General features: G+C 70.1%; 22 protein-coding genes. 12 read left to right on the forward strand and 10 right to left on the reverse strand.

The window, feature by feature from the left end:
* Positions 1–47: 47 nt before the first annotated feature.
* Complete coding sequence (locus tag ACZ48X_RS04495; RefSeq protein WP_336350294.1) at positions 48–878, reverse strand: RNA methyltransferase; 831 nt, start codon at positions 876–878, stop codon at positions 48–50.
* A gap of 1 nt (position 879) precedes the next feature.
* Positions 880–1,488: a hypothetical protein gene (locus tag ACZ48X_RS04500; RefSeq protein WP_336350293.1), complete on the reverse strand. Its 609-nt coding sequence runs from the start codon at positions 1,486–1,488 to the stop codon at positions 880–882.
* 114 nt (positions 1,489–1,602) lie between these two features.
* Here ACZ48X_RS04500 and folP point away from each other — a divergent pair, with 114 nt between their 5' ends.
* The 3 genes from folP to ACZ48X_RS04515 all read left to right on the forward strand — a co-directional run bounded on the left by folP (position 1,603) and on the right by ACZ48X_RS04515 (position 5,175).
* Entirely contained in the window at positions 1,603–2,805 is a 1,203-nt protein-coding gene (gene folP / locus ACZ48X_RS04505) for a dihydropteroate synthase (protein ID WP_336350292.1), read from the forward strand.
* A gap of 132 nt (positions 2,806–2,937) precedes the next feature.
* Complete coding sequence (locus tag ACZ48X_RS04510; RefSeq protein ID WP_336350291.1) at positions 2,938–3,669, forward strand: 6-hydroxymethylpterin diphosphokinase MptE-like protein; 732 nt, start codon at positions 2,938–2,940, stop codon at positions 3,667–3,669.
* Positions 3,670–3,789: 120 nt separating this feature from the next.
* Entirely contained in the window at positions 3,790–5,175 is a 1,386-nt protein-coding gene (locus ACZ48X_RS04515; RefSeq protein WP_336350290.1) for an FAD-binding oxidoreductase, read from the forward strand.
* A gap of 39 nt (positions 5,176–5,214) precedes the next feature.
* Here ACZ48X_RS04515 and ACZ48X_RS04520 read toward each other — a convergent pair whose 3' ends face one another.
* Positions 5,215–5,676, reverse strand: a complete 462-nt coding sequence (locus ACZ48X_RS04520; RefSeq protein ID WP_336350289.1) for an SHOCT domain-containing protein — start codon at positions 5,674–5,676, stop codon at positions 5,215–5,217.
* A gap of 276 nt (positions 5,677–5,952) precedes the next feature.
* On the opposite strand from ACZ48X_RS04520, the gene ACZ48X_RS04525 reads away from it, so the two are divergent.
* On the forward strand, positions 5,953–7,128 hold the full coding sequence (locus ACZ48X_RS04525) for a tubulin/FtsZ family protein (protein ID WP_336350288.1): 1,176 nt from the start codon (positions 5,953–5,955) through the stop codon (positions 7,126–7,128).
* 302 nt (positions 7,129–7,430) lie between these two features.
* Positions 7,431–8,330: a spondin domain-containing protein gene (locus ACZ48X_RS04530; protein ID WP_336350287.1), complete on the forward strand. Its 900-nt coding sequence runs from the start codon at positions 7,431–7,433 to the stop codon at positions 8,328–8,330.
* Positions 8,331–8,477: 147 nt separating this feature from the next.
* On the opposite strand, the gene ACZ48X_RS04535 is transcribed toward ACZ48X_RS04530, so the two are convergent.
* The gene (locus ACZ48X_RS04535) at positions 8,478–10,178 is read right to left on the reverse strand and encodes a thiamine pyrophosphate-binding protein (protein ID WP_336350286.1); all 1,701 of its coding nucleotides are present in this window, start codon (positions 10,176–10,178) and stop codon (positions 8,478–8,480) included.
* Between the two features lie 141 nt (positions 10,179–10,319).
* Between ACZ48X_RS04535 and ACZ48X_RS04540 the strand changes: the two genes are divergently transcribed.
* Positions 10,320–10,697: a hypothetical protein gene (locus tag ACZ48X_RS04540; protein WP_336350285.1), complete on the forward strand. Its 378-nt coding sequence runs from the start codon at positions 10,320–10,322 to the stop codon at positions 10,695–10,697.
* A 37-nt stretch (positions 10,698–10,734) separates the two neighbouring features.
* Here the strand turns inward: ACZ48X_RS04540 and ACZ48X_RS04545 are convergent, their stop codons facing one another.
* The gene (locus tag ACZ48X_RS04545) at positions 10,735–12,492 is read right to left on the reverse strand and encodes a histidine kinase N-terminal 7TM domain-containing protein (protein ID WP_336350284.1); all 1,758 of its coding nucleotides are present in this window, start codon (positions 12,490–12,492) and stop codon (positions 10,735–10,737) included.
* A gap of 321 nt (positions 12,493–12,813) precedes the next feature.
* Between ACZ48X_RS04545 and ACZ48X_RS04550 the strand changes: the two genes are divergently transcribed.
* Positions 12,814–14,394: an acetolactate synthase large subunit gene (locus tag ACZ48X_RS04550; protein ID WP_336350283.1), complete on the forward strand. Its 1,581-nt coding sequence runs from the start codon at positions 12,814–12,816 to the stop codon at positions 14,392–14,394.
* A gap of 75 nt (positions 14,395–14,469) precedes the next feature.
* On the opposite strand, the gene ACZ48X_RS04555 is transcribed toward ACZ48X_RS04550, so the two are convergent.
* On the reverse strand, positions 14,470–15,477 hold the full coding sequence (locus tag ACZ48X_RS04555; RefSeq protein WP_336350282.1) for a TIGR04024 family LLM class F420-dependent oxidoreductase: 1,008 nt from the start codon (positions 15,475–15,477) through the stop codon (positions 14,470–14,472).
* Entirely contained in the window at positions 15,470–16,246 is a 777-nt protein-coding gene (locus ACZ48X_RS04560; protein WP_336350281.1) for an SDR family NAD(P)-dependent oxidoreductase, read from the reverse strand. The genes ACZ48X_RS04555 and ACZ48X_RS04560 overlap by 8 nt, the downstream gene beginning before the upstream one ends.
* A gap of 196 nt (positions 16,247–16,442) precedes the next feature.
* On the opposite strand from ACZ48X_RS04560, the gene ACZ48X_RS04565 reads away from it, so the two are divergent.
* Together ACZ48X_RS04565 and ACZ48X_RS04570 are read left to right on the forward strand one after the other, a co-directional pair.
* Positions 16,443–18,455, forward strand: coding sequence for an ABC transporter ATP-binding protein (locus ACZ48X_RS04565; protein ID WP_336350280.1), 2,013 nt, complete (start codon positions 16,443–16,445; stop codon positions 18,453–18,455).
* Positions 18,456–18,698: 243 nt separating this feature from the next.
* The gene (locus ACZ48X_RS04570; protein ID WP_336350279.1) at positions 18,699–20,576 is read left to right on the forward strand and encodes a hybrid sensor histidine kinase/response regulator; all 1,878 of its coding nucleotides are present in this window, start codon (positions 18,699–18,701) and stop codon (positions 20,574–20,576) included.
* A 10-nt stretch (positions 20,577–20,586) separates the two neighbouring features.
* Here the strand turns inward: ACZ48X_RS04570 and ACZ48X_RS04575 are convergent, their stop codons facing one another.
* The 3 genes from ACZ48X_RS04575 to ACZ48X_RS04585 all read right to left on the reverse strand — a co-directional run bounded on the left by ACZ48X_RS04575 (position 20,587) and on the right by ACZ48X_RS04585 (position 22,925).
* Positions 20,587–21,813 (reverse strand): acyl-CoA dehydrogenase family protein, encoded by a 1,227-nt coding sequence (locus tag ACZ48X_RS04575; protein ID WP_336350278.1) that lies wholly within the window; start codon positions 21,811–21,813, stop codon positions 20,587–20,589.
* 82 nt (positions 21,814–21,895) lie between these two features.
* Positions 21,896–22,384: a hypothetical protein gene (locus ACZ48X_RS04580; RefSeq protein WP_336350277.1), complete on the reverse strand. Its 489-nt coding sequence runs from the start codon at positions 22,382–22,384 to the stop codon at positions 21,896–21,898.
* A gap of 55 nt (positions 22,385–22,439) precedes the next feature.
* Positions 22,440–22,925, reverse strand: a complete 486-nt coding sequence (locus ACZ48X_RS04585; protein ID WP_336350276.1) for a GNAT family N-acetyltransferase — start codon at positions 22,923–22,925, stop codon at positions 22,440–22,442.
* A 330-nt stretch (positions 22,926–23,255) separates the two neighbouring features.
* On the opposite strand from ACZ48X_RS04585, the gene ACZ48X_RS04590 reads away from it, so the two are divergent.
* The 3 genes from ACZ48X_RS04590 (at position 23,256) to ACZ48X_RS04600 (ending at position 26,150) form a co-directional block, all read left to right on the forward strand.
* Positions 23,256–24,509 (forward strand): DUF502 domain-containing protein, encoded by a 1,254-nt coding sequence (locus ACZ48X_RS04590; protein WP_336350275.1) that lies wholly within the window; start codon positions 23,256–23,258, stop codon positions 24,507–24,509.
* A complete protein-coding gene (locus ACZ48X_RS04595) occupies positions 24,506–24,961 on the forward strand; it encodes an archease (protein ID WP_336350274.1) in 456 nt (151 codons plus the stop codon). Before ACZ48X_RS04590 ends, ACZ48X_RS04595 begins: the two co-directional genes overlap by 4 nt.
* 70 nt (positions 24,962–25,031) lie before the next feature.
* Complete coding sequence (locus ACZ48X_RS04600; RefSeq protein WP_336350273.1) at positions 25,032–26,150, forward strand: DoxX family protein; 1,119 nt, start codon at positions 25,032–25,034, stop codon at positions 26,148–26,150.
* Positions 26,151–26,179: the final 29 nt, after the last annotated feature.

The following is a 26,179-nucleotide window of genomic DNA, read 5'->3' on the forward strand; positions in this document are numbered from 1 at the left end:
CGGGCAGGGTTAAGCGACGGGGCCGAACGCGGGGGTCGCGCTCGGGGTCAGTCGTCGGCGCGCTCGGGGTGTTCGCTCGCGCGCCGGAAGATGCCGGTGAGCGTCGATACTTCGCGCTCGGTCGGGTGGGTGCGCGAGAGGAGGCGGCGTATCATCCGCGTGGTCTTCTGGCGTTTCGCCTCCGGGTGATTGATGGCGTCGAGCACGCCCTCGAACTCCGTGTAGAGGCGTTCTATCTCCCGTTCGCTGGCGCGCTCCCGTTCGCGGTCGGGGTGCTGGGTCTCGGCGACGGTCGCTTCGCGCATCTCGTAGAGCGTGACGGTCGCGGCCTGCCCGAGGTTCAGGACGGGGTAGTCCGCGCTCGCGGGGATGGAGGAGACGGCGTCGAGTCGTTCCAGTTCGTCGTTGTCGAGCCCGCGGTCCTCGCGGCCGAACACGAGGCAGACGTCCGCGTCGACGCCAGCGAGGTGCTCGGGGAGTTCCGCTGGCGTGTAGAACGGGTAGCGGACGTGACTCCGGCAGTCCTCGTTCGTCGTCGCGGTACAGCCGACGGTGTAGTAGTTCTCGACGAGGTGGTCGAGGTCCACCGCGGTCGCGTTCGGCATGACGTCCTCGCGGGCGTGCCCGGCGTAGCCGTACGCGACGCCGTCGGGGTCCCAGACGTCCTCGGGCGGGTCGACGAGCAGGAGGTCGCGCATGCCGAAGTTCTTCATCGCTCGCGCGATGGTGCCGACGTTCCCCGGGGTCTGCGCGCCGACCACGGCGACCGCGGGCGCGTCCTCGCCGTGGAGCGGGGGTGCGTCGCCCGCCTCGTCGCTTGCGGCCGCGTCGTCGCTTGCGGGTGCGTCGTCGTCTGCGAGTGCGTCGTCGTCCGTCATGTCAGGAGGGGTAGTCCGCGTCCAGGTCGAGGTCCGCGTCGTCGAGGTCGAGGTCGTCCTCGTCGTCCTCGCTGTCGGTGTCGGGTCGCGGGTCGGGGGCCTCCTCTATCTCGCCGGTGCGGAGGTCGATGCGTCGTTCGACGACCTCGCGCGTCCCGAGGTCCTCGTCGTCGGGCTCGGGCATCTCGGTCTCCGGGAGTGCGCGCGGGTCGGTGTCGACGTGCTCGACGCCGCCGTAGCCGTCGGGCGCGCGCTCGCCGCCGGCGAACCACTCGTGGAACGCGTCCTCGAACCGCTCGGTCTCGGCGTGCTCGATACCACCGGCTTCCCGGAACCAGTACATGAAGTCGGGTTCGTGCTCGTCGCAGAGGGTGACCTCGGAGAGCGCTTCGCCGTACACGACGGTCGCTTCGTTGCACGCTTCGAGGTTGTCGTCGCCGTGGATCAGCCAGCACGCGTCGCACGGCGACCCGTAGAGGACGCCGACGCGGACGAGTCGCCGCCGGGTGTCCTCGCGCATCTCGTCGAACGGGCGGACGTCGCCGTCCTCGGTGAACACCTCGTCCTCGTCGAAGCGCCACCCTCGCAGCCCGATGCTCACCTTGCTCATAGCGCGTGGTAGCGCGCGAACGGTCAAAAGGGCCGCGTCTCGCCGACGCGAAAGTTGTGCGCGCTGGCTTCCCCGAACGGTCCGTTTTTGGTCCGGCCACACTCGCCTAGAGGTATGGACAACGTCGACGCCGCGGGCCTCGGTATCGGGGACGACCACCCGCCCCGGGTGATGGGCGTACTGAACGTGAGCAAGGAGTCGCCGTACGACCCGAGCGTGTTCGACGACCCCGGCGAGGCGGCGGCGTACGTGGACGAGGACCTCATCGGGGAGGGCGCGGACATCGTGGACGTCGGCCTGGAGTCCGCGAACAAGAAGTTCGACGTGCTGAGCGCCGAGCAGGAACTCGACCGGCTCGACACGGCGGTGGAGACCCTGGCGTCGACGAGCGGTGACGCGGTGTGGTCCATCGAGACGCGGTACGCCGACGTCGCCGAGGCGGCGCTCGACGCGGGGTTCGACATGGTGAACGACATCGCGGGCTTCGCGGACCCCGACCTTCCCGCGGTCTGTGAGGACCACGACGTCGCGGTGGCGAAGATGGCGAGTCCGCCGGACCTGACGCGACCGGGTGCGGTCGAGGAGACGCCGTGGGCCGAACGCAAGGGTGCGGCGTGGGCGGACGCCGCGGACTACGTCGACATGGTGTACGAGGCGCTCAAGCAGAACGGGCTGACCGAGAAGACCATCGTCGACCCGGCCTTCGGTGGGTGGTCGGAGGCCCAGACGGTCGAGCAGGACCGCGAGGCGTTCCGGCGACTCCGCGAGTTCCGCGGGCTCGGGAAGCCGATGCTCGTCTCCATCAACCGGAAGAACTTCCTCCGGTCGCTGACCGGGCGGTCGACGGAGGACGCGCTCGCGTCGTCGCTCGCGGCGACGTCGATGGCGGTCGAGCGCGGCGCGCACGTCGTCCGCACGCACGACGTCCGGGAGACCGTGGACGCGGTCGCGGTCGGCCACGAGTTCGCTCGCCGGCGCGTTCGCGACGGCGACGGGGTGGCCGAGGACCCGCGCGTCGAGGAGTTGGACGTGACGACGACCCGGGAAGGACGGCGGCACGCCGAACGCCTGGACGTCGACGCGGGGGTCGCCGCGGAGGGCGTCGCCCGCGTGTTCGAGGTGGCTGGCGTGGACGCGTCGACTGCCGACCGACTGGCCGCTGGGGCGGAGGACGCCGGTGTGGCGTACGCGCCGACCGCCGACGGCTGCGTGCTCGCCGGGACCGACGCGGCGCTCGACCGCCTCTGCGACGATTCCGAGGCCGCTGAAGGGCCGTACGCGGCCGTTCTGTCCCGTCTACAACAATCCGGCTACTAAGAGAAAACTTATGCCGGAGGGGTTGAAATGGATGAGTGGAAGCCGGTAGGGCCTCACGGGTAGGGGTACACGTGGAGGCTCGGCCGGCCCACACCAACGGATTATCTTAACACTAGCTCGTTAGCGACGGCTATGGACTTCGAGACGTTCGAGCCGGCGTACGAGGCGGTGCTCGCTGACTTCGGGTTCGACCGGGCGGGCGACGAGCGCGCGCGGGACGTCCTCGCGGACCTGTCGCCGAAGCTCTCGCTCGCGGCGTTCGAGGGCGTCCTGAGCGGCCGCGACGTGGCCGTCGTGGCCCCGGGGCCGTCGCTCGATGCCGACCTCGATGCCGTCGCACGGGTCGCGGACGACCCCGACGGTGCGGTGCTCGCGGTGTCCTCGGCGGCGCCCGTCCTCCGCGAGCACGACGTCGCCGTCGACGGGTACGTCACGGACCTGGACGCGGCCCCCGAGCTCGCGCCAGCGCTGACTCGCGAGGGCGTGCCGTCGGCAGTGCACGCGCACGGCGACAACGTCCCCGCGGTCCGCGAGGTCGTCCCCGAGTGCGACCGCGAGCACGTCCTCGGCACCACGCAGGCCGCGCCACGACCGGACGCCGGCGTCGTGAACGTCGGCGGGTTCACGGACGGCGACCGCGCCGCCTTCCTCGCGGACCACGTCGGCGCGCGCTCGCTGTCGTTCCCCGGCTGGGACCTCGACGACGACGCCGTCGACCCGATGAAGGCGAGGAAGCTCGCGTGGGCGCGCCGCCTCCTCGCCTGGCTCGAACGCGACCGCCGCGCCCGCCTCGGCACCGACGAGCGGTTCGCGGTGCTCGACGGCCACCGCGACGACGTCGACCTCTCCTTCGCGGAACCGTAACCGTCCGCGACCCACTGGGTTTACGTCTGATGTAAACCCACCGTTCGCTGGACGGTGCACGCCGGGGACGTTGCGGTTCCGGGGCAAACGATACGGCGCCGGCGTGCGTCGGTCGGTCCCATGAGTCACGACGTGTCGTTCCTCGACGACCTCGACGTCGACGGCGAGACCTCGACGTCGTCGGGGACGCTCGAATCGCACGCCGCGGACTGGGGGACGCCCGACGGCGAGGGCGTCGCGCCGGACGCGGTCGTCTACCCCGAGTCGACCGGTGACGTCTCGCGGGTGCTCGCGGCGGCGAGCGACCGCGGCGTCCCGGTGACGCCGTACGCCGCCGGCACGGGCCTGGAGGGGAACGCGGTCCCGGTCGACGCGGGCGTCAGCCTCGACCTCTCGCGGATGGACGCCGTCCGCGACGTGCGTCCGGGCGACTTCCAGATGGACGTCGAACCGGGCGTCATGGGGTCGGCGGTCGACGACCGCGCGGGCGAGGACGGCCTCTGGTTCCCGCCGCTGCCGTCGTCGGGCGACATCTCCACCATCGGTGGGATGATCGCGACCGACGCGGGCGGGATGGGGACCGTGAAGTACGGCGAGGTGAGCGACTGGCTCGTCAGATTGGAGGTCGTGCTCGCGGACGGGACGATCGTCGAGACGGGGACGCGCGCCGTGAAGTCGAGCGCGGGCTACAACCTCACCGAACTCGTCGTCGGGAGCGAAGGCACCCTTGGGGTGGTCACCGAGGCGACGCTGGAACTCGACGGGCGGCCGCGACAGGTCCGCGGCGGCCGCGCGGTGTTCGAGACGCTCGACGACGCGGCGGCGGCGGTCACCGACGCCGTCCAGTCCGGGGTCGACGTCGCGAAGCTAGAGCTCGTCGACGAGACGAGCGCGCGGATGGCGAACGCGTACACGGGCACGGACCTCCCGGACGCCCCGACGGTGTTCGTGGAGTTCCACGCGGACCACGGCGTCGACGAGGAGGTCCGGTACTGCCGGGAGGTGTTCGACGCGCACGACCCGCTCCGGTTCGAGATAGCCGAGGACGGCGACGGCATGGACGAACTCTGGCAGGCGCGCCGCGACCTCGCGTTCGCCATCCGCAGTTACGACCCCGACCTGACGCCGCTGCATCCCGGCGACGTCACCGTCCCCATCAGCGAGTACGGGACCATCGTCCGGTACGCCAAACGCCTCGCCGCCGAACACGACGTCGTCGTCCCGTGCTTCGGGCACGCCGGCGACGGAAACGTCCACTACTCGGTGCTCGTCGACGCTACGGACGCCGACGCCGTAGAGAGAGGCGAGCGCGTCTACAAGCAGATCGTCGAGAAAGCCATCGACCTCGGCGGGACGTCGACGGGCGAACACGGCGTCGGGCGCGGGAAACGCCAGTACCTCGAACGCGAACGCGGCCCCGGCGCCGTCGACGCCATGCGGCGCGTCAAGCGCGCGCTCGACCCCGACGGAATCCTGAATCCCGGGAAGATACTCCCCGAGGACTGACGTCGTCGGCCGGTCGACGGACGGCGCGCCGACGACCGGTCAGGTCTCGTACTCGCGTTCCCGGTCGCGGTCGCGACCGGCGTCGTCGGCACGGATCCCACGGTCCTCGCGCTCCACGCGGTCGCGGACGTCGTCGACGGACTCGTTCTCGAGGAGGAGGGCGGTGCGGCGTTCGAACTCGGCCTCGTCGATCTCGCCGCGAGCGTACCGCGCCTTCAGTTCCTCGAGCGCGGCCTCGTCCTCGTCGACCGCGTCGCTGGTTCGGGTCGTGCCGCCGAACAGGCGGCCGACGAACGCCTGCGCCCTGGAGTTCTCCGAGAGCACGCCCACGAGCGGGAGCAGGAGGAGCCAGCCGACGACGAATATCGGCGCGGTCAGCCCACCGTAGCCGAGGACGGCGCTGCTGACGCCGACCCCGAGCGTCCCGACGGCGACGACGCCCGCCAGCGACTCGAGCATCTCGTGGCCGACCGCCTCCACGTCCCGTTCGGCGTCGTCCATACGTCTAGACAACCAACACGTCCCTCAAAACGGTACCGTTCGTCGACCAGTCCCTCGCCCGCGACCCGTCGAGTGGCTGCCTCCGGCGTCGACGTTTGGCCCCGATAAGCAGGACGTATCGAGAGACGACGGCAGGTCGACGTCGGTCGCGCTGCCCGCCAGGTCGCGCCACCGGGACGCCGGCGCTCGATTCCGGGGCGAGTAATCCGGCGATGTCGATTGCCCTCCGCAATAATCCACTCGTAACTAACTCGCCGACCGACGCCAACCTAAGGGATGAAGGTCGCACTCATCGGGTTCGGGAACGCCGGCGGGAAGGTCGTCGACGAGCTCGTGGCGCACCAGCAGGTCGACGACCTGCACTTTATCCGCGCCGTCCTCGCCATCAACTCCGCGCGCACCGACCTCGCGAAGCTCGACCACGTCCCGCCCGCGAACCAGCTGCTCATCGGGCAGACCAACGACCGCGTGAAGGGTCAGGGCGTCGGCGCGGACCCGGACCTCGGCGCGACGGTGACCCGCCAGGACCTCCACGAGATAGAGCGCGCGCTCGACGACGTCCCGCTCTACGACATCGACGCGTTCCTCGTCGTCGCCGGCCTCGGCGGCGGCACCGGATCGGGTGGCGCGCCCGTGCTCGCCGAGGCGCTCAAGGAGACGTACGACGAGTCCGTCTACGGTCTCGGCATCCTCCCGAGCGACGAGGAGGGCGGGCGAGCGTCGTTCAACGCCGCGCGGTCCTTCCGGTCGTTCGTCCAGGCCGCGGACAACGTCTTGCTGTTCGACAACGACGCGTGGCGCGGGAGCGAGGACACGGTCGGCGCGGGCTACCAGCGGACGAACCGCGAGCTCGCGCGGCGGCTCGCGACGCTGTTCGCCGCCGGGAACGTCGGCGAGATGGTCGCGGAGAACGCGATGGACGCGAGCGACGTCCGGCGGACCCTCGGCACGGGCGGCGTGTCGACGATCGCGTACGCGACGACGGAGCTGTCGCCGGAGACGGTGCAATCTCGCGGCCTCCTCGCCCGGTTCCGGTCGTCGTCGACGGCGAGCGACGACGTGGACGCCGCCCAGAAGGTGAGCGGACTCTTCCGGCAGGCCGTCCAGTCCCGGTTGACGTGTCCGGCCGACGTCTCGTCCGTGGAGCGCGCACTCATGGTGCTCGCGGGCCCGCCAGAGGAGTTCTCCCGGAAGGGCATCGAGGACGCGCGCAGCTGGCTGGAGCAGCGGACGGGGACGATGGACGTCCTGGCCGGCGACAGCCCGCAGCCCAGCGCCGACGAGCTGTCGGCGGTCGTCCTGCTCTCGAACCCGACGCAGGTGCCGCGCGTCGACCACCTCCAGCGTCGTGCGGTCGAGGCGAAGGAGAACCGGGACTCGAAGGCGGGGGCGCGCGAGGACGCCATCTCGAAGCTCATCACGGACGACGGCGAGCAACTCGACCCGCTGTAGGGTGCGCCGGCGAGTGCGGCTGACGTGCCTGATGGGAGCAGGGGAGGCGTCGGTCGGTCGCGGTCGCGGACCGTGACCGGCGGGAAACCCGGACTTACCGAGTGCTGGGGTGCGCCCATCGGGGGGCCGCGATGTCGAGTGAACCCCCGGCGGGGTTCTCCGACGAGCCCAGTCGTTACTCGGCCAGGCTCGCCGTATAACAAAGCCGCGGGTCGCCGTACGTCGGTTACCCGAGTCGTTCGGGACAGAACCATGACATCTGACGTTCACGAAACGGCGAACGAAGAGCGAGGGAGAGAGCGATGACGACCGAGTATCGGTTGAGTCGGCGGCGCGCGCTCGCGCTCGGTGGCGGCGCGCTCGTCGCGGGCGGACTCGGCGGGTCGACGGTCGCCCAGGAGGACGACGGCGAGCAGGGTCGCGCGTACCGCGTGACCGTCGCGAACCTCACGCGGGGGCAGCCGTTCACGCCACCCGCGGTGGCGGCGCATCGCCCGGCGGTCGAGGTCTTCGCGGTCGGTGAGCCCGCGAACGAGCCGACGCAGGCGGTCGCGGAGAACGGCGACCTCGGCCCGCTCCTGGAACTCATCGAGTCGACGTCGGAGATCCGCGGGGCGGCCGCTGGCGAGTCCCCGCTCGTCCCGGAGGGCGACCCCGGTGACACCGGCTTGCCGTACTACGCGTCGTTGACGCTGGAAGCGGACGCGAGCGCGACGCACATGACGTTCCTGAGCATGCTGATCGCGACGAACGACGGTATCGTCGGCCTGGACACCGTCGAACTTCCGGAGGACGTGAACGAGTCGTCGACGTACTACGCGAACGGGTACGACGTCGGGACGGAGGAGAACACCGAGCGGTTCGAGGACCTCGTGCCGCCCGCGAAGACGCTCATCGTCGGCGGCGAGCCGGAGGGGACCGCCGAGAGCGACCCGGACCTCGCGACGGACGGCGTCATCCGACCGCATCCGGGCATCCAGGGCGTCGGCGACCTCCCACCAGCCGTCTACGACTGGCGGGAACCAGCGGCGCTCGTGCAGGTCGAACGACTCGACGGCCTCCCGGATGACGATGACGGCGAGGGCGACGGCAACGGCGACGACGACGGCAATGGCGACGACGACGGCAATGGCGACGACGACGGCAACGGCGGCGACGGCGGCAATGGCGACGGCGACGGTGACGACGGCGAGGAGAGCTGAACCGTCCCCACACGTCGTCTGGTGTTCGGCGACGGTCGACGGTACCGACCGTCGTGGACCGCCCGGCGCGACATCGGTCTTCCGGTCAGTCGGGGACCGCTCGGCCGCCCCTAGAATCAGTCGTAGGCCTCTCGGCCGCCCCTACGGTCAGTCGTGGACGGGGACGTCGACGACGACCGGGCCCGCGGTGTCGACGGCGTCGGCGAGCGCGCGTTCGAGGTCGTCGTCCGGGTCGACCCGGCGGCCGTCGACGCCGTTCGCTGTCGCGCTCGCGGCGATGTCCACGGGTGGGTCGAAGTCCATGCCGACGAAGTCGTCGTCGGTCTCGTCGTCGCCGAACATCGCGCGCTGGTTGTCCTTCAGGATGCGGTAGTTCCGGTTGTCGACGACGACGACCGTGAGGTCGACGCCGAGGCTGGCGGCGAGCTGGACGCTCTGGGGGTAGTACAGGTACGAGCCGTCGCCGACGAACCCGACGACGTCCCGCTGGTCGCCTTCGGGCCGCATCGACTCCGCGAGTGCGGCGCCGACGCTCGCCGGGAGGCCGTACCCGAGCCCGCCGCCCTTGTTCGACGCGAGGTCGCCGGGTTCGAAGTCCCAGCGCGAGAGCAGCGCGTACTTCGCGGTGACGCCCTCGTCGACGACGTACGCCTCGGGAACGACCGCGTTCAGGGCGTCCACGAGGTCGGGCTTGGAGGGTCGAGGGTCCTCGACGTCCGATTCGGCGAGGTCGGCGACCTTCCGCTCGGCGAACGTCTTCATCGCGGCGACGCCGTCCAGGCGCTTCTCGCGCTCCGCGTCGTCGAGGCGCTCGCGGACGCGCTCCGCGAGGTCGGTCATGAGGAGCCCGAGGTCCCCCGTCACGCCCGTTCCGGGGTGGTTCTTCCCGGCCTCCCACGGATCGGTCGCGAGGTGGATGCACGTCGGGTCGCCGGGGACGAGGGGGTCGTCGTGGTCCCAGAGCGTCGTGTTCGTGGACACGCCCGCGAAGGCGAGCGTGTCCGTGTTCAGGAGCGCTTGCGCGAACTCCTCGCTCGGCGGGATGTGACTCACCCACTGGTCGTGGTCCGTCGGAAAGCTCGCCTCGCTCGACAGTATCTCGCCGTGGACGCGCATCCCCGCGGCCTCCGCGAGGTCGACCGCGGCCGCGACGGGGTCGACGGGCGACGACGCGGCGTGTCGGGGGACGTGGTCGCCGACGACGAGCACGGGGTCGTTCGCGGCCGCGAGCCGGTCCGCGGCCTCCTCCAGTGCGGCGGGGTCGCCCCGGCCCGCGTTCTGGATGCGGCCACCGACGGGTTCGGGCTCGGCGTCGGTCGCCTCGCGCATCACGTCCAGCGGGAGCGCGAGGAACACGGGGCCAGTCGGGGGCGTGCACGCGACGCGGAACGCGCGCCGGAGCATCGTCGGGAGCGCCTCGACGTCGAGGACCTCCGCGCTCCACTTCGTGAACTGGTCGGTCATCGCGACCATGTCGCCGTCGAGGATGGGTTCCTCGTGCCGGAACCCGCGACCGTGCGCCCCGGCGGTGACGACGAGCGGCGCGCCCGTGACGCTCGCGTCGTAGAGGTTCCCGAGGCCGTGCGCCGTCCCGGGCGCGACGTGGAGGTTCACGACCCCCGCCGGAAGCCCGTCGAGTTCGTCGGCGTACGCGAGTCGCGTCGACGCGTACCCCGCCGCCGCGCCGACCGCGACGTCCTCGTGCAGGCCGAGCGCGTACTCGACGTCGCTGTCCGCGAGCGCCCTCGTCACCGGCAGTTCCGTCGTCCCCGGGTTCCCGAAGACGTGCTCGATACCGTACGTCTCGAGCGCGTCCACGAACAGGTCCGCGCCCGTGTACTCGGTCATGCCGGAGGCCACGCAGCCCTCCCTCTAAGCGGTTTTCCCGCCACGGCCCCGACGTCTCTCGGTCGACTCCACGACACGCGGGTTCTCACACTCGAAGAACCACGCCCTCGCTATATGCTCGCTGCACGCGTCTAGACGCGTATGAGCCCCACTACCCGTAACTCGTACACGGTCGGTATCGGTATCGTCCTCGGTTCCGCACTCGGCCTCCTCGCCGCGTTCATGCTCGACTTCGACCTCGCGCTCGGGTCGGCGTACGGCGTGGGCACCGGGATCATCGTCGGCGCCGCCGTCGTCGCGCTCGCCACGCACGAGCACCGGCTCGCGCTCGGGACGCTCGCCGGCCTCCTCACCGGTACCGGCGTCGGCGCCGTCGCCGCGTGGGGCGGCGACCTCGACCCGCTCGGCGGCGCACTCGCGGGCGCGATCGTCGGGTTCTCGCTCGGCGCGATGCTCGCGCTCACCGCGCCGCGAGACGACCGCGGCCCCCTCGCACCGAACGCCAGACACGGCCAGTAGACGACCGGCCTCCTTCTCGCTGCCGCCGACTCCCCCGTCACGTCTCGCGGTCGTCGCCCCCGTCCGCGGCCGCCACGCCCCCCGGACGGCCGCCCGACACCGCGCTCGGTCCGACGTCGGCGACGCACTCCGCGATGTCGAGGACGGCGTCGCCGTCGTCGTCGAACTCGACCGCCCCGCCGAGCGACCGGACGCCCCACTTCACGAGCCAGAGCGACAGCCCGCTCGCGTGCTCGAGGGGCGTCTCCTCGCCGCGTCGAACGACCTCGTACTCCGACGCCGGGATGCCCGACCCGTCGTCGCTCGCACGAACCGTCAGGTCGCCGTCGAACGTGAACGCACGCACCGAGATGACGTCGTCGCCGTAGTGCGCGAGCGCGTCCACGAGGTCCGCGACGACCGCCTCGAACACGACCGCGTCCACGTCGACGTGCACGGCGCGAGACGGCGTGTAGACGTCCACGACCACGTTCGGGTGTTCGTCCGTGACGCGCGACACGGCGTCGTCGAGGAGGTCCGCGAGCGCGTACGTGTCCGCGTCGTCGTCCCGGGACATGATGCGTTCGACCTCGCGCGCCTTCTGCCCGAGCTCGTCGAGCGTCCCCGCGGCGGTCGATATCTCCGCGGCCATCGACGCCCCGTCGTCCTTGAGCTGGCGTTCCACCATCGTCGCGTACCCCGAGATGACGTTCACCTCCGTGCGGAGGTTGTGGCGGAGGACGCGATTCAGGACCTCGAGGCGCTGCTGGGCGTCCCGGTGCTCGGTGATGTCCCGGAACACGAGCGTCCGCCCGATGACCGAGCCGTAGCGGTCGTGAACGGGCGACACCGTCACCTCGTAGACGCTCCCGTCGTTCACCACCTCGAACAGCTCCTCGTCCGGGTCGAGCGTGACGCCGGCGACCGACGTCAGGGACGCGCCGAGCGCGCGCTCGCGGTCGAGGTCGAAGCGCTCCGAGGCCGCGGGGTTGACGTCGACGACGCGCTCGGCGTCGTCCACGACGACGACCGCGTCCCGCATGTCCGCGACGAGCGCGCTCGCGCCACGGCGTCGGGTCGCCGGGACGAAGTCCAGGAGGTCGTACCGGAAGATGGCGTTCGCGAACAGGAGCGCGGTTATCGGGAGGGTGAACGGGAGGACGTCGAGGCCGGGGATGGGTTCGGCGCCGAGGACCGCGACGACGTTCCCGACCCACGGGAAGAGCGCGCCGACGACGAGGCTCGCCGCCTGGTGCTTGTAGAGTCGGTCGAACCGGACGACGAACTCGAAGAGGATGGCGACGCCCGTGATGAAGAACACGTACGCGACGACGATGAACAGCACGTACAGCGGGCCCTGGCCGTGCGTGATGAACGTGTGCCCCATCCAGGCTTCGGCGGTCGTCGTCGGATAGAAGAGGTCGCCGAACCGCGAGACGAGGAGCGCGTCCGGGACGGGCATCGCGTTCGCGACCACGGCGGCGACGGCGAGCGCGGGGACGACGGAGAGCGAGACGACGACGCGTCGCGTCAGGTACTCGGGGCGCCCCGAGTACTCGAGCGCGAACAACAGCCAGACGACGGGGAGTGGCGCGATGGCGAACCACTGGGCGGCGCCGAGCGCGGACCGAAGCGGCCCCGCTTGCACCGGGAGACTGAGTGCGTACAGGAACGCGTACCCCGTCATCGTCGCCGCGAGGAGCGCGAACGTGCGTGCACCCGGGCGGTCTCGCTGGCGGTACCCGAGGTACGCGAGCGACCCGGTCGCTAGCCCGGCGACCACGAGCACACCGCTGAGGAACGGGAACCCACCCACGATACCAGCCTGTGTGGTACAACGTGTCTAACGGAGCGGCCTTAAGCTTCTGGCCCCTCCGCCACGGATCGGCCGAACCCGCCGGTAGTGGCCGTGACGACCCCCCACGGCACTCCGGGATACCCTTCGACGTCGCTTCGGAGTTCGAGGGACGTTCGAGCGGGATGCGAGGGGCTCCCGGACCGGGATGCAAGGGGCGTTCGAGCGGGGATACTCCCCCCAGCCGCCTCGAACCGGAGAGCGCCCCCTCAACGTTCTTCCGTGCCAGTCACGTCGTGCTAGACGTATGCATCCTCACCGGCACACGGAGCGTGTGGAGTCGTGAAGGCGTCGGATCTGCTGGTCGCGTGTCTCGAACGCGAGGAGGTCGAACACGTGTTCGGCGTTCCCGGCGAGGAGCTCGAGGACCTCCTGTTCTCCATCCGGGATTCGACGGTGACGTTCGTCCCCGTCCGGCACGAACAGGGCGCGGCGTTCATGGCGGACGTCCACGGCCGCCTGACCGGCGACGCCGGCGTGTGTCTCGGGACGCTCGGTCCCGGGGCGACGAACCTCCTCACGGGCGTCGCCGACGCGCACCTGGACAAGAGCCCGCTCGTCGCGATAACGGGCCAGGGTGGACTCGAACGCCTCCATCAGGAAAGCCATCAGGCCATCGACGTGCTGCGGATGTTCGAGCCCGTGACGAAGTGGAACACGCAGCTCGACAGCCCCGACATCGTGCACGAGTCCGTCCGGAAGGCGTTCAAGGTGGCCGAGTACGAGAAACCCGGTGCGACGCACCTGGAACTCCCGGAGGACGTCGCCGCCGAGGAGACCGACGCGCGGCCGCTCGAGTCGCGGAAGGGCGTTCCGTTCGCCGCACCGAACCCGGATACGCTCGCTCGCGTCCAGGAGCACCTGCGGAACGCGGACCGACCGATCGTGATCGCCGGGAACGGCGCCGTCAGGACGCACGCAGCGACGCAGCTCCGGGAGTTCGTCGAGGCGACCGGCATCCCGGTCGTTTCGACGTACATGGGGAAGGGAGCGGTATCGGACGCGAACGAGCAGTCGCTGATGACGCTCGGGTCGGGAACCGACGGTGAAGCGACGACCGCCATCTCGCGAGCGGACCTCGTCCTCGCCGTCGGCTACGACATCGCCGAGCACGATCCGGCCGACTGGAACGACGGAACGCCCGTGCTCGTTCACGTCGACAGCGAACCCGCGGAGGTGTACGAGGCCTACGACCCGGACGTCGAGGTGATCGCGGACAGCGGTCGAACCCTCCGGTCGCTCACGGAGTGGTCGCGGTCCGCCGAGCCGTCCTTCGACCGGGAGTGGTTCACGGAGGGCAGGGAGCGAATCGTCGCGGGGATCGACCGGACGCCGAACGAGACGGCTCCGTTCACCGTCGAGGGCGTCCTTCCCGTGCTGCGAGAGGCGATGGCGCCGGAGGACGTGCTCGTCTCGGACGTCGGCAACCACAAGATGGCGATCGCACAGAACTTCCCGACGTACGAACCGAACACGTGCATCATCTCGAACGGCCTCGCGTCGATGGGGATCGCGGTCCCGGGCGGGCTGGCGGCCGACCTGGCGATCGACGCGAACGTCGTCGCGGCGACCGGCGACGGCGGGTTCCTGATGAACGCCGCGGAGATAGAGACGGCGACCCGGACGGGCTGTGACTACACCATCGTCGTGTTCAACGACGACGATTACGGCCTCATCTCGAAGAAACAGCGCGACCACACGGGCGAGTCGTTCGGGACCGGACTGACGAACCCGGACTTCGTGACGTTCGCCGAGAGCTTCGGCATCGACGGGTACCGGCCCGAGACGAGCGCGGACCTGCGGGACGCCCTCGAGTCCGCCATCGGCGGTGGCATGGCGCTCATCGAGGTCCCGGTCGAGTGAGGAACGCAGCGGATCGGGCGGCGAGGCGTCCCCGTAGCGTCACGCTCCGAGGCGCTCGAGAGCGCCTGCGGGCCCCTACTCGGGCGCGAACGCTTCGAGCGTTGCGTCGATCTCCGCGGGGCTGGCGGCGCGCGGGAACCCGATGGAGACGTTGTCGACGCCGTCGACCTCGGCGAACTTCGCGAGTTCCTCGCGGGCGCGCTCGGGCGTGCCGGCGGCGGTGAAGTCGTCGAGCATGTCGTCGCTGAAGACGTCGATGGCGGCGTCGCGGTCGCCGTTCATCCACTTCGCGGCGACGTCGTGCGCCTCGTCCTCGTAGCCCTGGCGAGCGAGCGAGTCGCGGTAGTACGTTCCCATCGCGCCGACGTAGAACGCGGCGTGCTGGGCGGTGAGGTGCCGGGCGCGCTCGCCGTCCTCGAGCGCACAGCACGTCAGGGAGAGCGTGACGTCCTGCTCGCCCCGGTCGTTGTCTCCCAGTTCCGTGCCGCGCTCGAAGTCCTCGATGCGGTCCGCCATCGCGTCGGGCGTGAAGAGGATGGCGTGCCAGCCGTCCCCGAACCGGCCCGCGAGCTCGACGGCCTTCGGGCCCATCGCGGCGACGTCCACGCGCGGCGCCGGGTCGGGTGCCTCGCAGCGCAGCCGGAACCCGCTCAGGTTGAAGTACTCGCCCTCGTAGTCCAGTTCATCGCCGCGCAGGACCTTCTTGACGATGTCGACGTACTCGCGGGTGCGTCGGAGCGGGTTCCCGAAGTCGATGCCGTGCCAGCCCTCGATGACCGCCGGCCCCGACGGGCCGATGCCGAGGCGGAACCGGCCGTCCGATACTTCGTCGAGCGTCGCCGCGGTCTGCGCGAGCAGCGCGGGCGACCGAGAGTACACGTTCATGATGGACGACCCGATGAGGACGTCGTCCGTGGCGTGCGCGATGCTCGTCATGATAGTGACGGCGTCGCGCCCCCACGTCTCCGGGAGCCAGACCGCCTCGTACCCGAGTTCCTCCGCGCGCACCGCCATGTCGACGAAGTCCTGCACCGAGTCCTGTGCCGCGACCGGCAGGTGTACGTGGTAGTCCGCCTCAGACATCGGGGCTCTCCATGATGTCCGGGACGCCCGCGACCGTCAGGCTCTGCCCGACCACGTACGAGGACGCCGGGGACGCGAGGAACTGCGCGACGTCCGCGATCTCCTCGCTCACGCCGATGCGGCGCTTCACTTCTTCCCTATCGACCTCGTCGGCGGTGACGCCCATCTGGCTCGCGACCCCGGGCGTGGCGACGAACCCGGGCGCGATGCAGTTCACGCGGACGTCGTCGTCCGCCCACTCGAACGCGAGCGTCTTCGTCAGGTTCTCGACCGCGGCCTTCGCCGCCGCGTAGTGACTCATCCACGGCGCACCCTGCTGGCCCGCGACCGAGGAGAGATTGATGACCTTCCCGGACGCGTCCTTCAGGTGCTCCTCGGCGGCCTGCACGCAGTGATACGTGCCGGTGAGGTTGATGTCGACGATGGTCTTCCAGCCGTTCGGGCTGATGTCGTCGAAGCCCGCCATGAACGACGCGCCGGCGTTGTTCACGAGGACGTCCACGCCACCGAACTGCTCGACGGTCGCCTCCACCATCGCCTCGACCGCGTCCCGGTCGGTGACGTCGCACTCGACCGCGTGCGCGCTCCCCGGTCGGTCCGAGTCGTTGATGCCGTCCGCGACCGGTTCGACGTTCTCCATCTCGCGCGAGCAGACGACGACGTCCACGCCGTCGTCCGCGAACCGCTCCGCGATTACCTGTCCGATCCCAGACGACGAGCCCGTGACGATGGCGACGTCGCCGTCGACGCTGAACTGGTCCGTGGCCATACCGAGGGCCATGGAACCCAGGACCAAAGTAATTTGCAATGGGTTGTCTGTTCACTGGTTCCGGTCGGCAGCGCCCGGCCCGGGTGGGCCAGCGGCGCGGCGCGTCGGCGACGACCGCGGGTCCGCGCCGGGCCGACGAGCGCGAGCGTTTCGAATCGAAGGTCATTTGCTGCGCGCTCGGATTGATGCTCTCAACGTGGCCTCCGACGACGACGAGAACCCCTTCGAGGCGTACCGCGTGGACGTCGACCGACCGCTCGGCAGATTGTTCCGCGAGTACGGCGTCCCGCGGTGGCCGTGGCTGCTCGCGGGCATCCTCTCGAACTTCGTCTCCCGCGCCGCACTCCTCGTCCCGCCGGTCGTCCTCGGCACCGCCATCGACGCCGTGTTCCGCGAAGGCGGCGCGAGCCGATACAACCTCCCGCTCGTCCCTGCGGGGATGCTCCCGAACACGCAGGTCGAGCAGTTCTGGTTCTCGGTGTGGCTCATCGTCGGCGCGTTCGTCGTCGGCACCGCCGCGCGCTGGGTGTGGGGCGTGACGATGAACACGTTCGCGCACGGCGTCATGCACGCGGTCCGCACCGACACGTACGCCGCGATGCAGGACCTCGACATGTCGTTCTTCGACGACAAGGAGACCGGCGAAGTGATGAGCATCCTGAACAACGACGCGTCGAACCTCGAGACGTTCCTCGACGACGCGCTCTCGGAGGTCCTCCGCCTCGTCGTGATGGTGCTCGGCATCGCCGGCATCCTGTTCTTCTACAACGCCCAGCTCGCGGCGGTGACGCTCGTGTTCGTCCCCCTGATGGGGGCGTTCACGCTCTGGTTCATGCGGAAGGCCGAACCGCGGTACGCTCGCGTCCGCGAGGCCGTCGGCGACCTGAACACGCGCCTGGAGAACGGGCTCGCCGGCATCCAACTCGTGAAGACCACCGGGACGGAAGCCCACGAGACCGGGCGCGTCCGCGGCGCCTCCCGCGAACTCTACGACGCGAACATGTCCATCTTGACGCTCTCGTACTTCTACCGGCCCGGGATGAGCTTCCTCGCCGGCCTCTCGTTCGCCGCGACGTTCCTCGTCGGCGGGCTCTGGATCTTCCAGGGGCCGCCCGGGCCGCTGTCGGGCGAACTCAGCGTCGGCGAGTTCGTCATCTTCGTGTTCATGACCCAGCGGTTCGTCCAGCCGCTCTCGCAGGTGTCGAACATCGTCGACTGGTACGAGAACGCCAAGGCGAGCGGGAAGCGCGTGTTCGGCCTCATGGACGTCCCGCCGCACGTCACCGAGCGCGAGGACGCGGTCGAACTCGCGGACGTCGACGGCCACGTCCGGTACGATAACGTGACGTTCACGTACGACGGCGCGGACGAACCCGTGCTCGACGGCGTGTCCATCGACGCCGAACCCGGCGAGACCGTCGCGCTCGTCGGGTCGACGGGCGCCGGGAAGTCCACGACGCTGAAGCTCCTCATGCGCCTCTACGATGTTGACGGACCACGTCCGTCAGCACGTCAGACACAATCTGACGACGTCGACGGACCACGTCCGTCGGCCAGTCAGACACAATCTGACGACGTCGACGGACCACGTCCGTCGGCCAATCAGACGCAGTCTGACGCTGTGAACGACGGCGCGGTCACGGTCGACGGGCACGACGTCCGCGACGTCACGCTCGCGTCGCTCCGCGAGCACGTCGGGTACGTCGGCCAGGACTCGTTCCTCTTCGACGGCACCATCGCGGAGAACGTCCGCTACGGGCGGTTCGACGCCGACCGCGACGCCGTCGAGCGCGCCGCCAGGCTCGCGGAAGCCCACGAGTTCATCGCGGACCTCTCCGAGGGTTACGACACGCGCGTCGGCGAACGCGGCGTGAAGCTCTCTGGCGGGCAACGCCAGCGCCTCGCCATCGCGCGCGTCGTCCTCCAGGACCCACCCATCCTCGTGCTCGACGAAGCGACCTCGGACGTCGACACCGAGACCGAACTCCGCATCCAGCGGAGTCTCGACGACCTCGCCGCCGACCGGACGACGTTCGCCATCGCGCACCGGCTCTCGACCGTGAAGGACGCAGACCGCATCGTCGTCCTCGAGGACGGCCAGGTCGTCGAACGCGGCAGCCACGACGACCTGCTCGCCGCCGACGGCCGATACGCGACCCTCTGGAACGTCCAGACCGGCGAACTCGACGACCCGGACGACGCGTACTGAGCAATCGATTCCGACGACGCGTACTGAGCAACCGATTCCGACGACGCGTACTGAGCAGTCGATTCCGACGACGCGTACTGAGCAGTCGATTCCGACGACGCGTACTGAGCAGTCGACTCCGACGAACCCCACCCGCCAGTCCATGGTCGCGCACGCCGACTGCATGGACACGAAAGCCGAGACCGGCGGCTTCGTGGAAGCGAACCGAACGTTTCTTGCATGAGTCGGTCGAGCGCCAACGATATGCGAGACGTTCAGGTGCTCTGCGTCGACGACGAACAGAGCCTCCTGGACCTCACCGAGACGTTCCTCGACCGCGAGAGCGACCGCATCAGCGTCGTCACGGCGACGACCGCCGACGACGCGCTCGACGTCCTCGCCGAGACCGACGTCGACTGCGTCGTCAGCGACTACGACCTCGAACACCGGACCGGCCTCGCGTTCCTGAAGACCGTCCGCGAGAACCACGCGGACGTCCCGTTCATCCTCTTCACGGGGAAAGGCAGCGAAGCCGTCGCCGCCGACGCCATCTCCGCGGGCGTCACCGACTACCTCCAGAAGGGCGGGCGCGAACAGTACGCGCTCCTCGCGAACCGCGTCGAGAACGCCGTCGACGCCGCCCGTGCGGAACGCGAACTCGAACGCACCCGCGAGAAGACCGCGCAACTCCACGGGCACGCCGCCGACATCGCCGGCGCATCGTCGCGCGACGCCGTGGTCGACGCCGCACTCTCCGCCGCCGACGACATCCTCGAGTTCCACGTCTACGGGCTCTACGAAGCGGTCGACGGCCGCTTCGAGCCGCTCGGCGCGGCGAGCTACGAACCCGACTCGCTGCCCGCGCTCGACGACGGCGTCCTCGGGAAGACCTACCAGCGCGGCGAGTCGTTCCGCGTCGACGACGTCACCGAGACGACCGACGCCGCGCCCGACCAGTCGTCGTTCCGCTCCGCCGTCTCCGTCCCCGTCGGCGACGACGTCGTCTTCCAGGCTATCGCCGCGGAACCGAACGCGTTCACGACGTCCGACCTGGAACTCACCGAGCTCCTCGCGACGCACGTCGAGCAGGCGTTCGAGCGCCTGGACCGCGAACGCGAGTACGAACGCACGACCGAGCAACTCCAAGCGGTCCTCGACAACACCACCGCGATCGTCTACATCAAGGACCGAGACGGTCGATACGAGCTCGCGAACGAACGGTTCCGCGAGGTCGTCGACGTCGACGGCGAGCTCGTCGGGCGAACCGACTGGGAGATACAGGACGACGAGTTCGCCGCGGAGGTCCGCGCGAACGACCGGCGTGCGATGGAGGAGGAGCGCGCGATCGAGGTCGAGGAGGACGCGTACCGGAACGGACAGCGACGGACGTACTACTCGGTGAAGGTCCCGCTGTTCGACGAGGACGGCGATCCGAAGGGCGTCTGCGGTATCAGCTCGGACATCACCGAACTCAAGGAACGCGAGCGCGAACTCGAGCAGGAACGGAATCGACTCGACGAGTTCGCGAGCGTCGTCGCGCACGACCTCCGCGGGCCGCTATCGGTCGCCGAAGGCTACCGCGAGCTCCTCGCCGCGGACCTCGACGACCCGCGGCTCGACGAGATCGCGGACGCGCACGACCGGATGACGGAACTCATCGACGACGTGCTCTCGCTCGCCCGCGAAGGCGACCACGACGTCGACGCGCACGACATCTCCATCGCGGGCGTCGCCAGTTCCGCGCAGTCCGCGGTCGACCTGCCAGAGGACGTCGCCGTCGAGGTCGAGGGCGACGGCGTCGTGAACGCGGACCCGTCCCGGCTCCGGCGCGTGTTCGAGAACTGCTTCCGGAACGCCGTCGACCACGGCGACTCCACGTCCCGCATCCGCGTCGCGGTCACCGAGGACGGGTTCGTCGTCGCGGACGACGGCGACGGCCTTCCGGCGGACGCGCGCGAGGACCTCTTCGAGTACGGCGTCAGCGACGGTGACGGCACCGGCATCGGGCTCGCGGTCGTCCGCGAGATCGTGCAAGCGCACGACTGGTCGGTTCGATGCACGGAGAGCGCCGACGGCGGCGCGCGCTTCGAGTTCACGACGGCGGAGCCGCCGCGGCCGCCCGCCACGCTCCAGGAGAACTGAGTCGCGACGGCTACAGGTCGTCGTCGTAGCGCGTGATGCCCGCGAGCTCCTCGCTGTCGGGGTCGCCGAACGCCCAGCGTGCGATGGAGCGCCGGTGGACCTCGTCGGCGCCGTCGACGATGCGGAACGCGCGGACGTTCTCGTAGAAATCAGCGAGCGGGAGGTCCTTCCCGATGCCGTTCCCGCCACAGACCTGGACGGCGGTGTCGACGGCGTCCTGGGCGACGTTCGCGGTGAACGTCTTCGCCATCGCCACCTCGATGCGGGCCTCGTCGCCGGCGGCGATGCCGTCGGCGGCGTGCCGGATCATCGTCCGTGCGGCGTGCAGGCTCGTGCGGTGGTCGGCGATCTCGTGTCGGAGCGCTTGCTTCTCGCTGAGGGGTTCGCCGAACGCTTCGCGTTCGCTCGCGTACGCGGTGGCGATGTCGAGCGCGCGGTCGGCCATCCCCGCGAACCGCATGCAGTGCGTGAGTCGCGCCGGCCCCAACCGGGCTTGTGCGACCATGAACCCGCCGTCCTCGGGGCCGAGCGTGTTCTCCACCGGGACGCGCGCGTCGTGGAACTTCACCTCCGCGTGACTCGACCCAACCGGCTCCCCGCCCGTGTGCGGGACGTCGCGGACGACCTCCACGCCCTCCGTGTCGCGCGGGACGATGATGAGGCTCGTGCCCTCGTAGGGGTGGGCGTCCGGGTTCGAGCGCGCCATCACGAGGAACACGTCCGCCTCGCTCCCGCCGGTCGTCCACCACTTGTGCCCCGAGATGACCCACTCGTCGGCGTCCTCGTCCTTCCGCGCGGTCGTCTGGAGCATCTTCGGGTCCGAGCCGCCGCCCTGCATCGGTTCGGTCATACAGAACCCCGAATTCATCTCGCCGCTCGCGAGCGGCGCCAGCCAGCGCTCCTGCTGCTCGTCGGTCCCGAAGTGCTCGAGCGTGTGCATGTTCCCCTCGTCCGGCGCGGAACACCGCATCGCGAGCCCGCCGAGCAGGCTCCGGCCTGCCTCCTCGAACACGGGGAGCATCGCGCGGAAGTCCATCCCGAGCCCGCCGTACTCTTCGGGGAGTTGCGGCCCGTAGACGTCGTACTCGCGCGCTCTCTCGCGGAGGTCCGCGATGACGTCGTCGGGAACGTTCGACTCGCCGAGGTACTCGCGTTCGACGGGGATGACTTCCTCGCGGACGAACTCGCGCGCTCGCGACGCCACCTCACTGCCGCGTTCGGGGTCGTCGTACTCCATGCGCGGACCGACGGACGCGGCCCCCTAAACGGTATGGCAACCGGTGACGCAAGGCGCGACGTTTCCGAACGCGTTCGGGTGGTCAGTCGTCGCCGGTGGCTGCGTTGGTACTGCTCGGGCGACCGCCGGTATCGCCGACCGCCGTCGTGTGCGTTCGCGCGAAGACGGCGACGTAGAGGACGACGGTGAGGAATCCGACGGCGGCCGCGAGGAACTGGATCGCGGGCGCGGGACTGGTGAACCCGCCGGGGAGGCCGAGCGCCTCCCAACCCTGGCCGACGACCGGGAGCAGGCGCGCGGCGACGAACCACGGCGCGCCGCCGATGACGGGCGTGGCGTTCGCGCGGACGATGGCGGCTGGGGCCATCGAGAGCGACGCGCGCTCGGTGCGGTCGGCGAGCGAGCGACTCCTGACTAGCACGTACCCGAGCGCCATCGCGACGCCCGCGTACCGGAGCGCGGGCCCGGCGGCCGCCCCGCCGAGCAGCGAGAGCGCGACCCAGACGCCGAGGACGACTGCGATCGGGACGCTCTCCCGGAGGAGCACTCCGGGGTCGATATCGACGTTCATGTTCGACCGTAGTCAGGACTACCCGAAAAGCGTGCCGTAGGGTCAAACCGTCACTTCACCCGCGGAGAATCTCCTGGAGTCGCGTCGTCAGGCCGCCGTCGTCGCCGAGTTTCAGATAGTACGCGTCGCCGCCGTCCTCGTAGTAGTTGTCGATGCGGCGCTTCACCTCGAACCCGAGGTGCTCGTAGAACTGCAAGGCGTTCTCGTTCGTCGTTCGCGCGTGACACGTGACGGTGCGGTGGTCGTCGGCGACGCGCGCGACGAGTTTCTTCCCGATGTCCTCGCCGCGGTGCTCGGGGGCGACCGCGAGGAAGAGGATGTAGCCGTCGCGGCGCACGGCGACGAACCCCATGAGTTCGGGCTCGACGCCGTCCGCGACGAACGCCTGCACCGTCGACCGACGGTAGGCGTCCGTGAAGAAGTCACGGCGCTGCTTGAGCACGCCTTCGGCCCGTCGAATCTGCTCCTTCAGTTGCCACGCCTCGGTCACCAGGTCGTCGTTCCCGGGACCGATGACGCGTGTGTCGACGTTGACGCTCACTAGGATGGGAATCCGAGACACACAGGTATAATTCCATCGGCACCCCCGCTCGCACAAGCATACGGTGACCGTCAGGTCACCGTTTCGGGACTACGGCTCGCACGAGTATACGGCGCCCTCCAGGGCGCCGTTTCACGCTGTTTGCTTGCACGAGCATACGGCCGCCGCCAGGCGGCCGTTTCAGGTTGCCCGCTCGCACCAGCGTACGGTGGTGGTGGTGTCGTCTCTGGGGGTGTTCGTGCGTGTGGTTCGGTGGGGGCGTGTGGGGGTGGGTGGGGCCTAACTGTGTCTCCCCAATCCCTTTGCTGGCTCGCCCTGTTGTGGGTGGTAATGGAGTCAGGGTCGGGTGGCGAGTACTCGTCGCCGCGTGAGGCTGGTCGGAGCGTCGTCGATTTGGTCAGGGATGCGTTCATCGGTGGGCTGGCGGTCGTGGTGCCGTTCGCCGTGACGGTGCTCGTGCTCGCAACGGTCGTCCAGTACATCCTGAACTATATGACGACGTTGCTGGACGTCACCGGGAATCAGGGCGCGAGCCCCATCCTCCTGGGGGCGGCGGTCGGGGTGCTGATCGCTATCGTGTTCCTCGTCGGGTTCCTCACGCAGTTCCGGTACGGGGAGACGTTCATCGAGTACGTGGACGCGGCGCTCGCGCGCGTTCCGGGGTTTGGGTCAATCTACGAGAGCTTCCGGGAGATGAGTGACGTGATGATGGAGAGCGACCAGCAGAGCTTCCGGGACGTGAAGCTCGTGGAGTTCCCCCACGAGGGCGCGTACACGCTCGGGTTCCTCACCGCGGAGTCCGCTGGGTCGTTGAAGGATGCGGCTGGTGAACGGGACCTGGTGACGTTGTTCCTGCCGCTCGCGCCGAACCCCGTCATGGGCGGGCATCTCGTGCACGTGCCGAGCGAGCGCGTGATGGACGTGGATATGACGGTCGACGAGGGCATCCGGACGGTCGTGACGAGTGGCGTGGCGACGGGGGGGCCGGACGACGTCAGTGGTCGGTCGAGCCTGTCAGCGGACGAACTTGAGCGGCTCGGAGCGACGTCGGAGGTGGCGGTCGGTGCGGAGGCGGCGCCGGACGGGCACGCTGGCGAACGGCAGCGTCGCGGCGCGAGCGCGGCGGAGCGCCGCGGTGCGTACGAGTCGTACGCGGAACCGGATTCGCCTGGCGAGGAGGCGGTTCCGTCCGGCGTCGAGTCCTATAGCGACGAGGAGATGCTCGGGGCGAGCGACGCGCACCCGGGGGACGTCGAGCGCGAGCGAGTCGAGGAGACGCTCGGCGAGGAGCACGCGACGCCGTCGGACGTCGCGGCCGGGCGGACCGAGGGGTCGCTCGGGAGTGACTTCGACACGCCCGCGGACGTCGATCCGGCGGATGCACCCAGTGGGCGGTGGCGCGACCAGACGCGCGACTCGGACGCCGGAGCCGACGACGCCGACGCGACCGACCCCGAACCGAATGCGGGTGACGGGACGGCCGACGACGACGCGTTCGTGGACGTCGACGCGTTCGAGCGCGACCGCGACAAGCCGTCGGGACCGACGCGTCCGGACGCGGACACGGACGCGGAGGGACGATGACGGGCGAGTTCGCGCTCCGCGAGCACACCGCGGACGTGGCGGTCGAAGCGACCGGCGAGTCGACGAGTGCAGTGTTCGCGGCGGTCGCTGACGGCCTCGCGTCCGCGCAGTGCGACGACGTTCCCGCGACGGGCGGAGAGCGGTTCTCGGTCGAACGGGAGGCCGAGGACCTCGACGGACTCCTGTACGACTACCTCGGACGCCTCATCTACGAGCGCGACGTCCGCGGCGTCCTCCCCGTCGACAACGACGTCGCGATCTCGCGAATCGACGACGAAGACGCGGCGCAGGCCGCGGGCGGCGACGAGAATCAGTATCGACTGGAGGCGACCGCTCGCGGCGTCGACCTCGCGGACGTCGACGCTCGCGAGGTGAAGGCGGTGACGTTCTCGCAGATGGTCGTCGAGGAGCGCGACGACGAGTGGTACGCGTACGTCGTCTTCGACGTCTGAGCGGTCTCTGGGGGGTCGCCCCACGAGAACCGTCGTGGTGCGTTTACGTTCTGGGACCGAACAGTGGACCATGAAGCGTCTCACGCGACGCGTCGGGTTGGTGCTCGCGCTCGCCATCACGGCCTTCGCCGGGACCGCGAGCGCGCACGTCCGGTACGTCGTCGACGAGCCCGCGGACGTCGCATCCATCGTCTCGTTCGTCGCGACCACGCTCGCGGTCCCGCTGCACGCGGCCATCCTCGGCGGGAGCGCACTCGCTGCCGTCGCGAGCGTGCTCGCGTACGAACGCGTTCGGCCGTTCGAGCGCGACCGCGCGCTGTTCGCCGCCGCGATGACGGACTACCGCGACCTCCTCCCGTGGCTGCTCCGACTCGCCATCGGCATCCCGCTCGTCGGCGCCGGCTTCAGCGGCTACTACTTCACGCCGCTCGTCGCGAGCGACGCACGACTCCTCTTCATCGGCCTCGGGTTCCTGCTCCTGTTCGGGCTCGCGACGCGCTTCGTCGCCGCCGTCGGCCTCGTGCTCTACGCGTACGGCCTCGGCGTCGAACCCGCGCTCGCGCTCCAGTTCGAGTACGTCGGCGGGTTCCTCGCGCTCGTCGCCGTCGGGAGCGGCCGGCCGAGCGCGGACGACGTCCTCGGACGGCTCGCCGCGGACGACGAGAGCACGTACGGCCGCATCGACCCCGTCCACGGTCTCGCCGTTCGGTTCCGCGAGCGCGTCGCTCCCGCCACGCCCCTGGTCCCCGTCGCCATCAGGCTCTCGCTCGCCGTGACGTTCGTCTACCTCGGCCTCGTCGAGAAGCTCCTCAACCCCGGGTACGCGCTCGCCGTCGTCGCGAAGTACGACCTCACCGCGGTCGTCCCCGTCGCCCCCGAACTCTGGGTGGTCGGCGCCGCACTCGCCGAGATAGCGGTCGGCGTCGTCCTCGCTGTCGGCCTCTACACGCGCGCGACCGCCGCGCTCTCGCTCGGCCTGTTCACGCTCACGCTGTTCGGCCTCCCCGACGACCCCGTGCTCGCGCACCTCTCGCTGTTCGGACTCGCGTCCGCGCTCATGATAACCGGCGCCGGCCCGTACTCGCTCGACGCCGTCTTCGGCGACGACGACGCGGACGCAGCCGCGACCGTATCCGCCGACGCGGCCGCGTCCTGCGACGAGCGCACGGCCGACGACTCGGCCGCGTAGACGAAACCTATTCCGCCGGCGCGACCGAC

The organism is Halorubellus litoreus, assembly GCF_055378595.1.

Bases quoted from the DNA above. Each gene is read 5' to 3' on its own strand.
- ACZ48X_RS04590 (WP_336350275.1), top strand. From the start codon at position 23,256: ATGGAGTCAGGGTCGGGTGGCGAGTACTCGTCGCCGCGTGAGGCTGGT.
- folP (WP_336350292.1), top strand. From the start codon at position 1,603: ATGGACAACGTCGACGCCGCGGGCCTCGGTATCGGGGACGACCACCCG.
- ACZ48X_RS04500 (WP_336350293.1), bottom strand. From the start codon at position 1,488: ATGAGCAAGGTGAGCATCGGGCTGCGAGGGTGGCGCTTCGACGAGGAC.
- ACZ48X_RS04570 (WP_336350279.1), top strand. From the start codon at position 18,699: ATGCGAGACGTTCAGGTGCTCTGCGTCGACGACGAACAGAGCCTCCTG.
- ACZ48X_RS04495 (WP_336350294.1), bottom strand. From the start codon at position 878: ATGACGGACGACGACGCACTCGCAGACGACGACGCACCCGCAAGCGAC.
- ACZ48X_RS04525 (WP_336350288.1), top strand. From the start codon at position 5,953: ATGAAGGTCGCACTCATCGGGTTCGGGAACGCCGGCGGGAAGGTCGTC.
- ACZ48X_RS04530 (WP_336350287.1), top strand. From the start codon at position 7,431: ATGACGACCGAGTATCGGTTGAGTCGGCGGCGCGCGCTCGCGCTCGGT.
- ACZ48X_RS04510 (WP_336350291.1), top strand. From the start codon at position 2,938: ATGGACTTCGAGACGTTCGAGCCGGCGTACGAGGCGGTGCTCGCTGAC.
- ACZ48X_RS04600 (WP_336350273.1), top strand. From the start codon at position 25,032: ATGAAGCGTCTCACGCGACGCGTCGGGTTGGTGCTCGCGCTCGCCATC.
- ACZ48X_RS04575 (WP_336350278.1), bottom strand. From the start codon at position 21,813: ATGGAGTACGACGACCCCGAACGCGGCAGTGAGGTGGCGTCGCGAGCG.
- ACZ48X_RS04540 (WP_336350285.1), top strand. From the start codon at position 10,320: ATGAGCCCCACTACCCGTAACTCGTACACGGTCGGTATCGGTATCGTC.
- ACZ48X_RS04560 (WP_336350281.1), bottom strand. From the start codon at position 16,246: ATGGCCACGGACCAGTTCAGCGTCGACGGCGACGTCGCCATCGTCACG.
- ACZ48X_RS04555 (WP_336350282.1), bottom strand. From the start codon at position 15,477: ATGTCTGAGGCGGACTACCACGTACACCTGCCGGTCGCGGCACAGGAC.
- ACZ48X_RS04595 (WP_336350274.1), top strand. From the start codon at position 24,506: ATGACGGGCGAGTTCGCGCTCCGCGAGCACACCGCGGACGTGGCGGTC.
- ACZ48X_RS04535 (WP_336350286.1), bottom strand. From the start codon at position 10,178: ATGACCGAGTACACGGGCGCGGACCTGTTCGTGGACGCGCTCGAGACG.
- ACZ48X_RS04520 (WP_336350289.1), bottom strand. From the start codon at position 5,676: ATGGACGACGCCGAACGGGACGTGGAGGCGGTCGGCCACGAGATGCTC.
- ACZ48X_RS04515 (WP_336350290.1), top strand. From the start codon at position 3,790: ATGAGTCACGACGTGTCGTTCCTCGACGACCTCGACGTCGACGGCGAG.
- ACZ48X_RS04580 (WP_336350277.1), bottom strand. From the start codon at position 22,384: ATGAACGTCGATATCGACCCCGGAGTGCTCCTCCGGGAGAGCGTCCCG.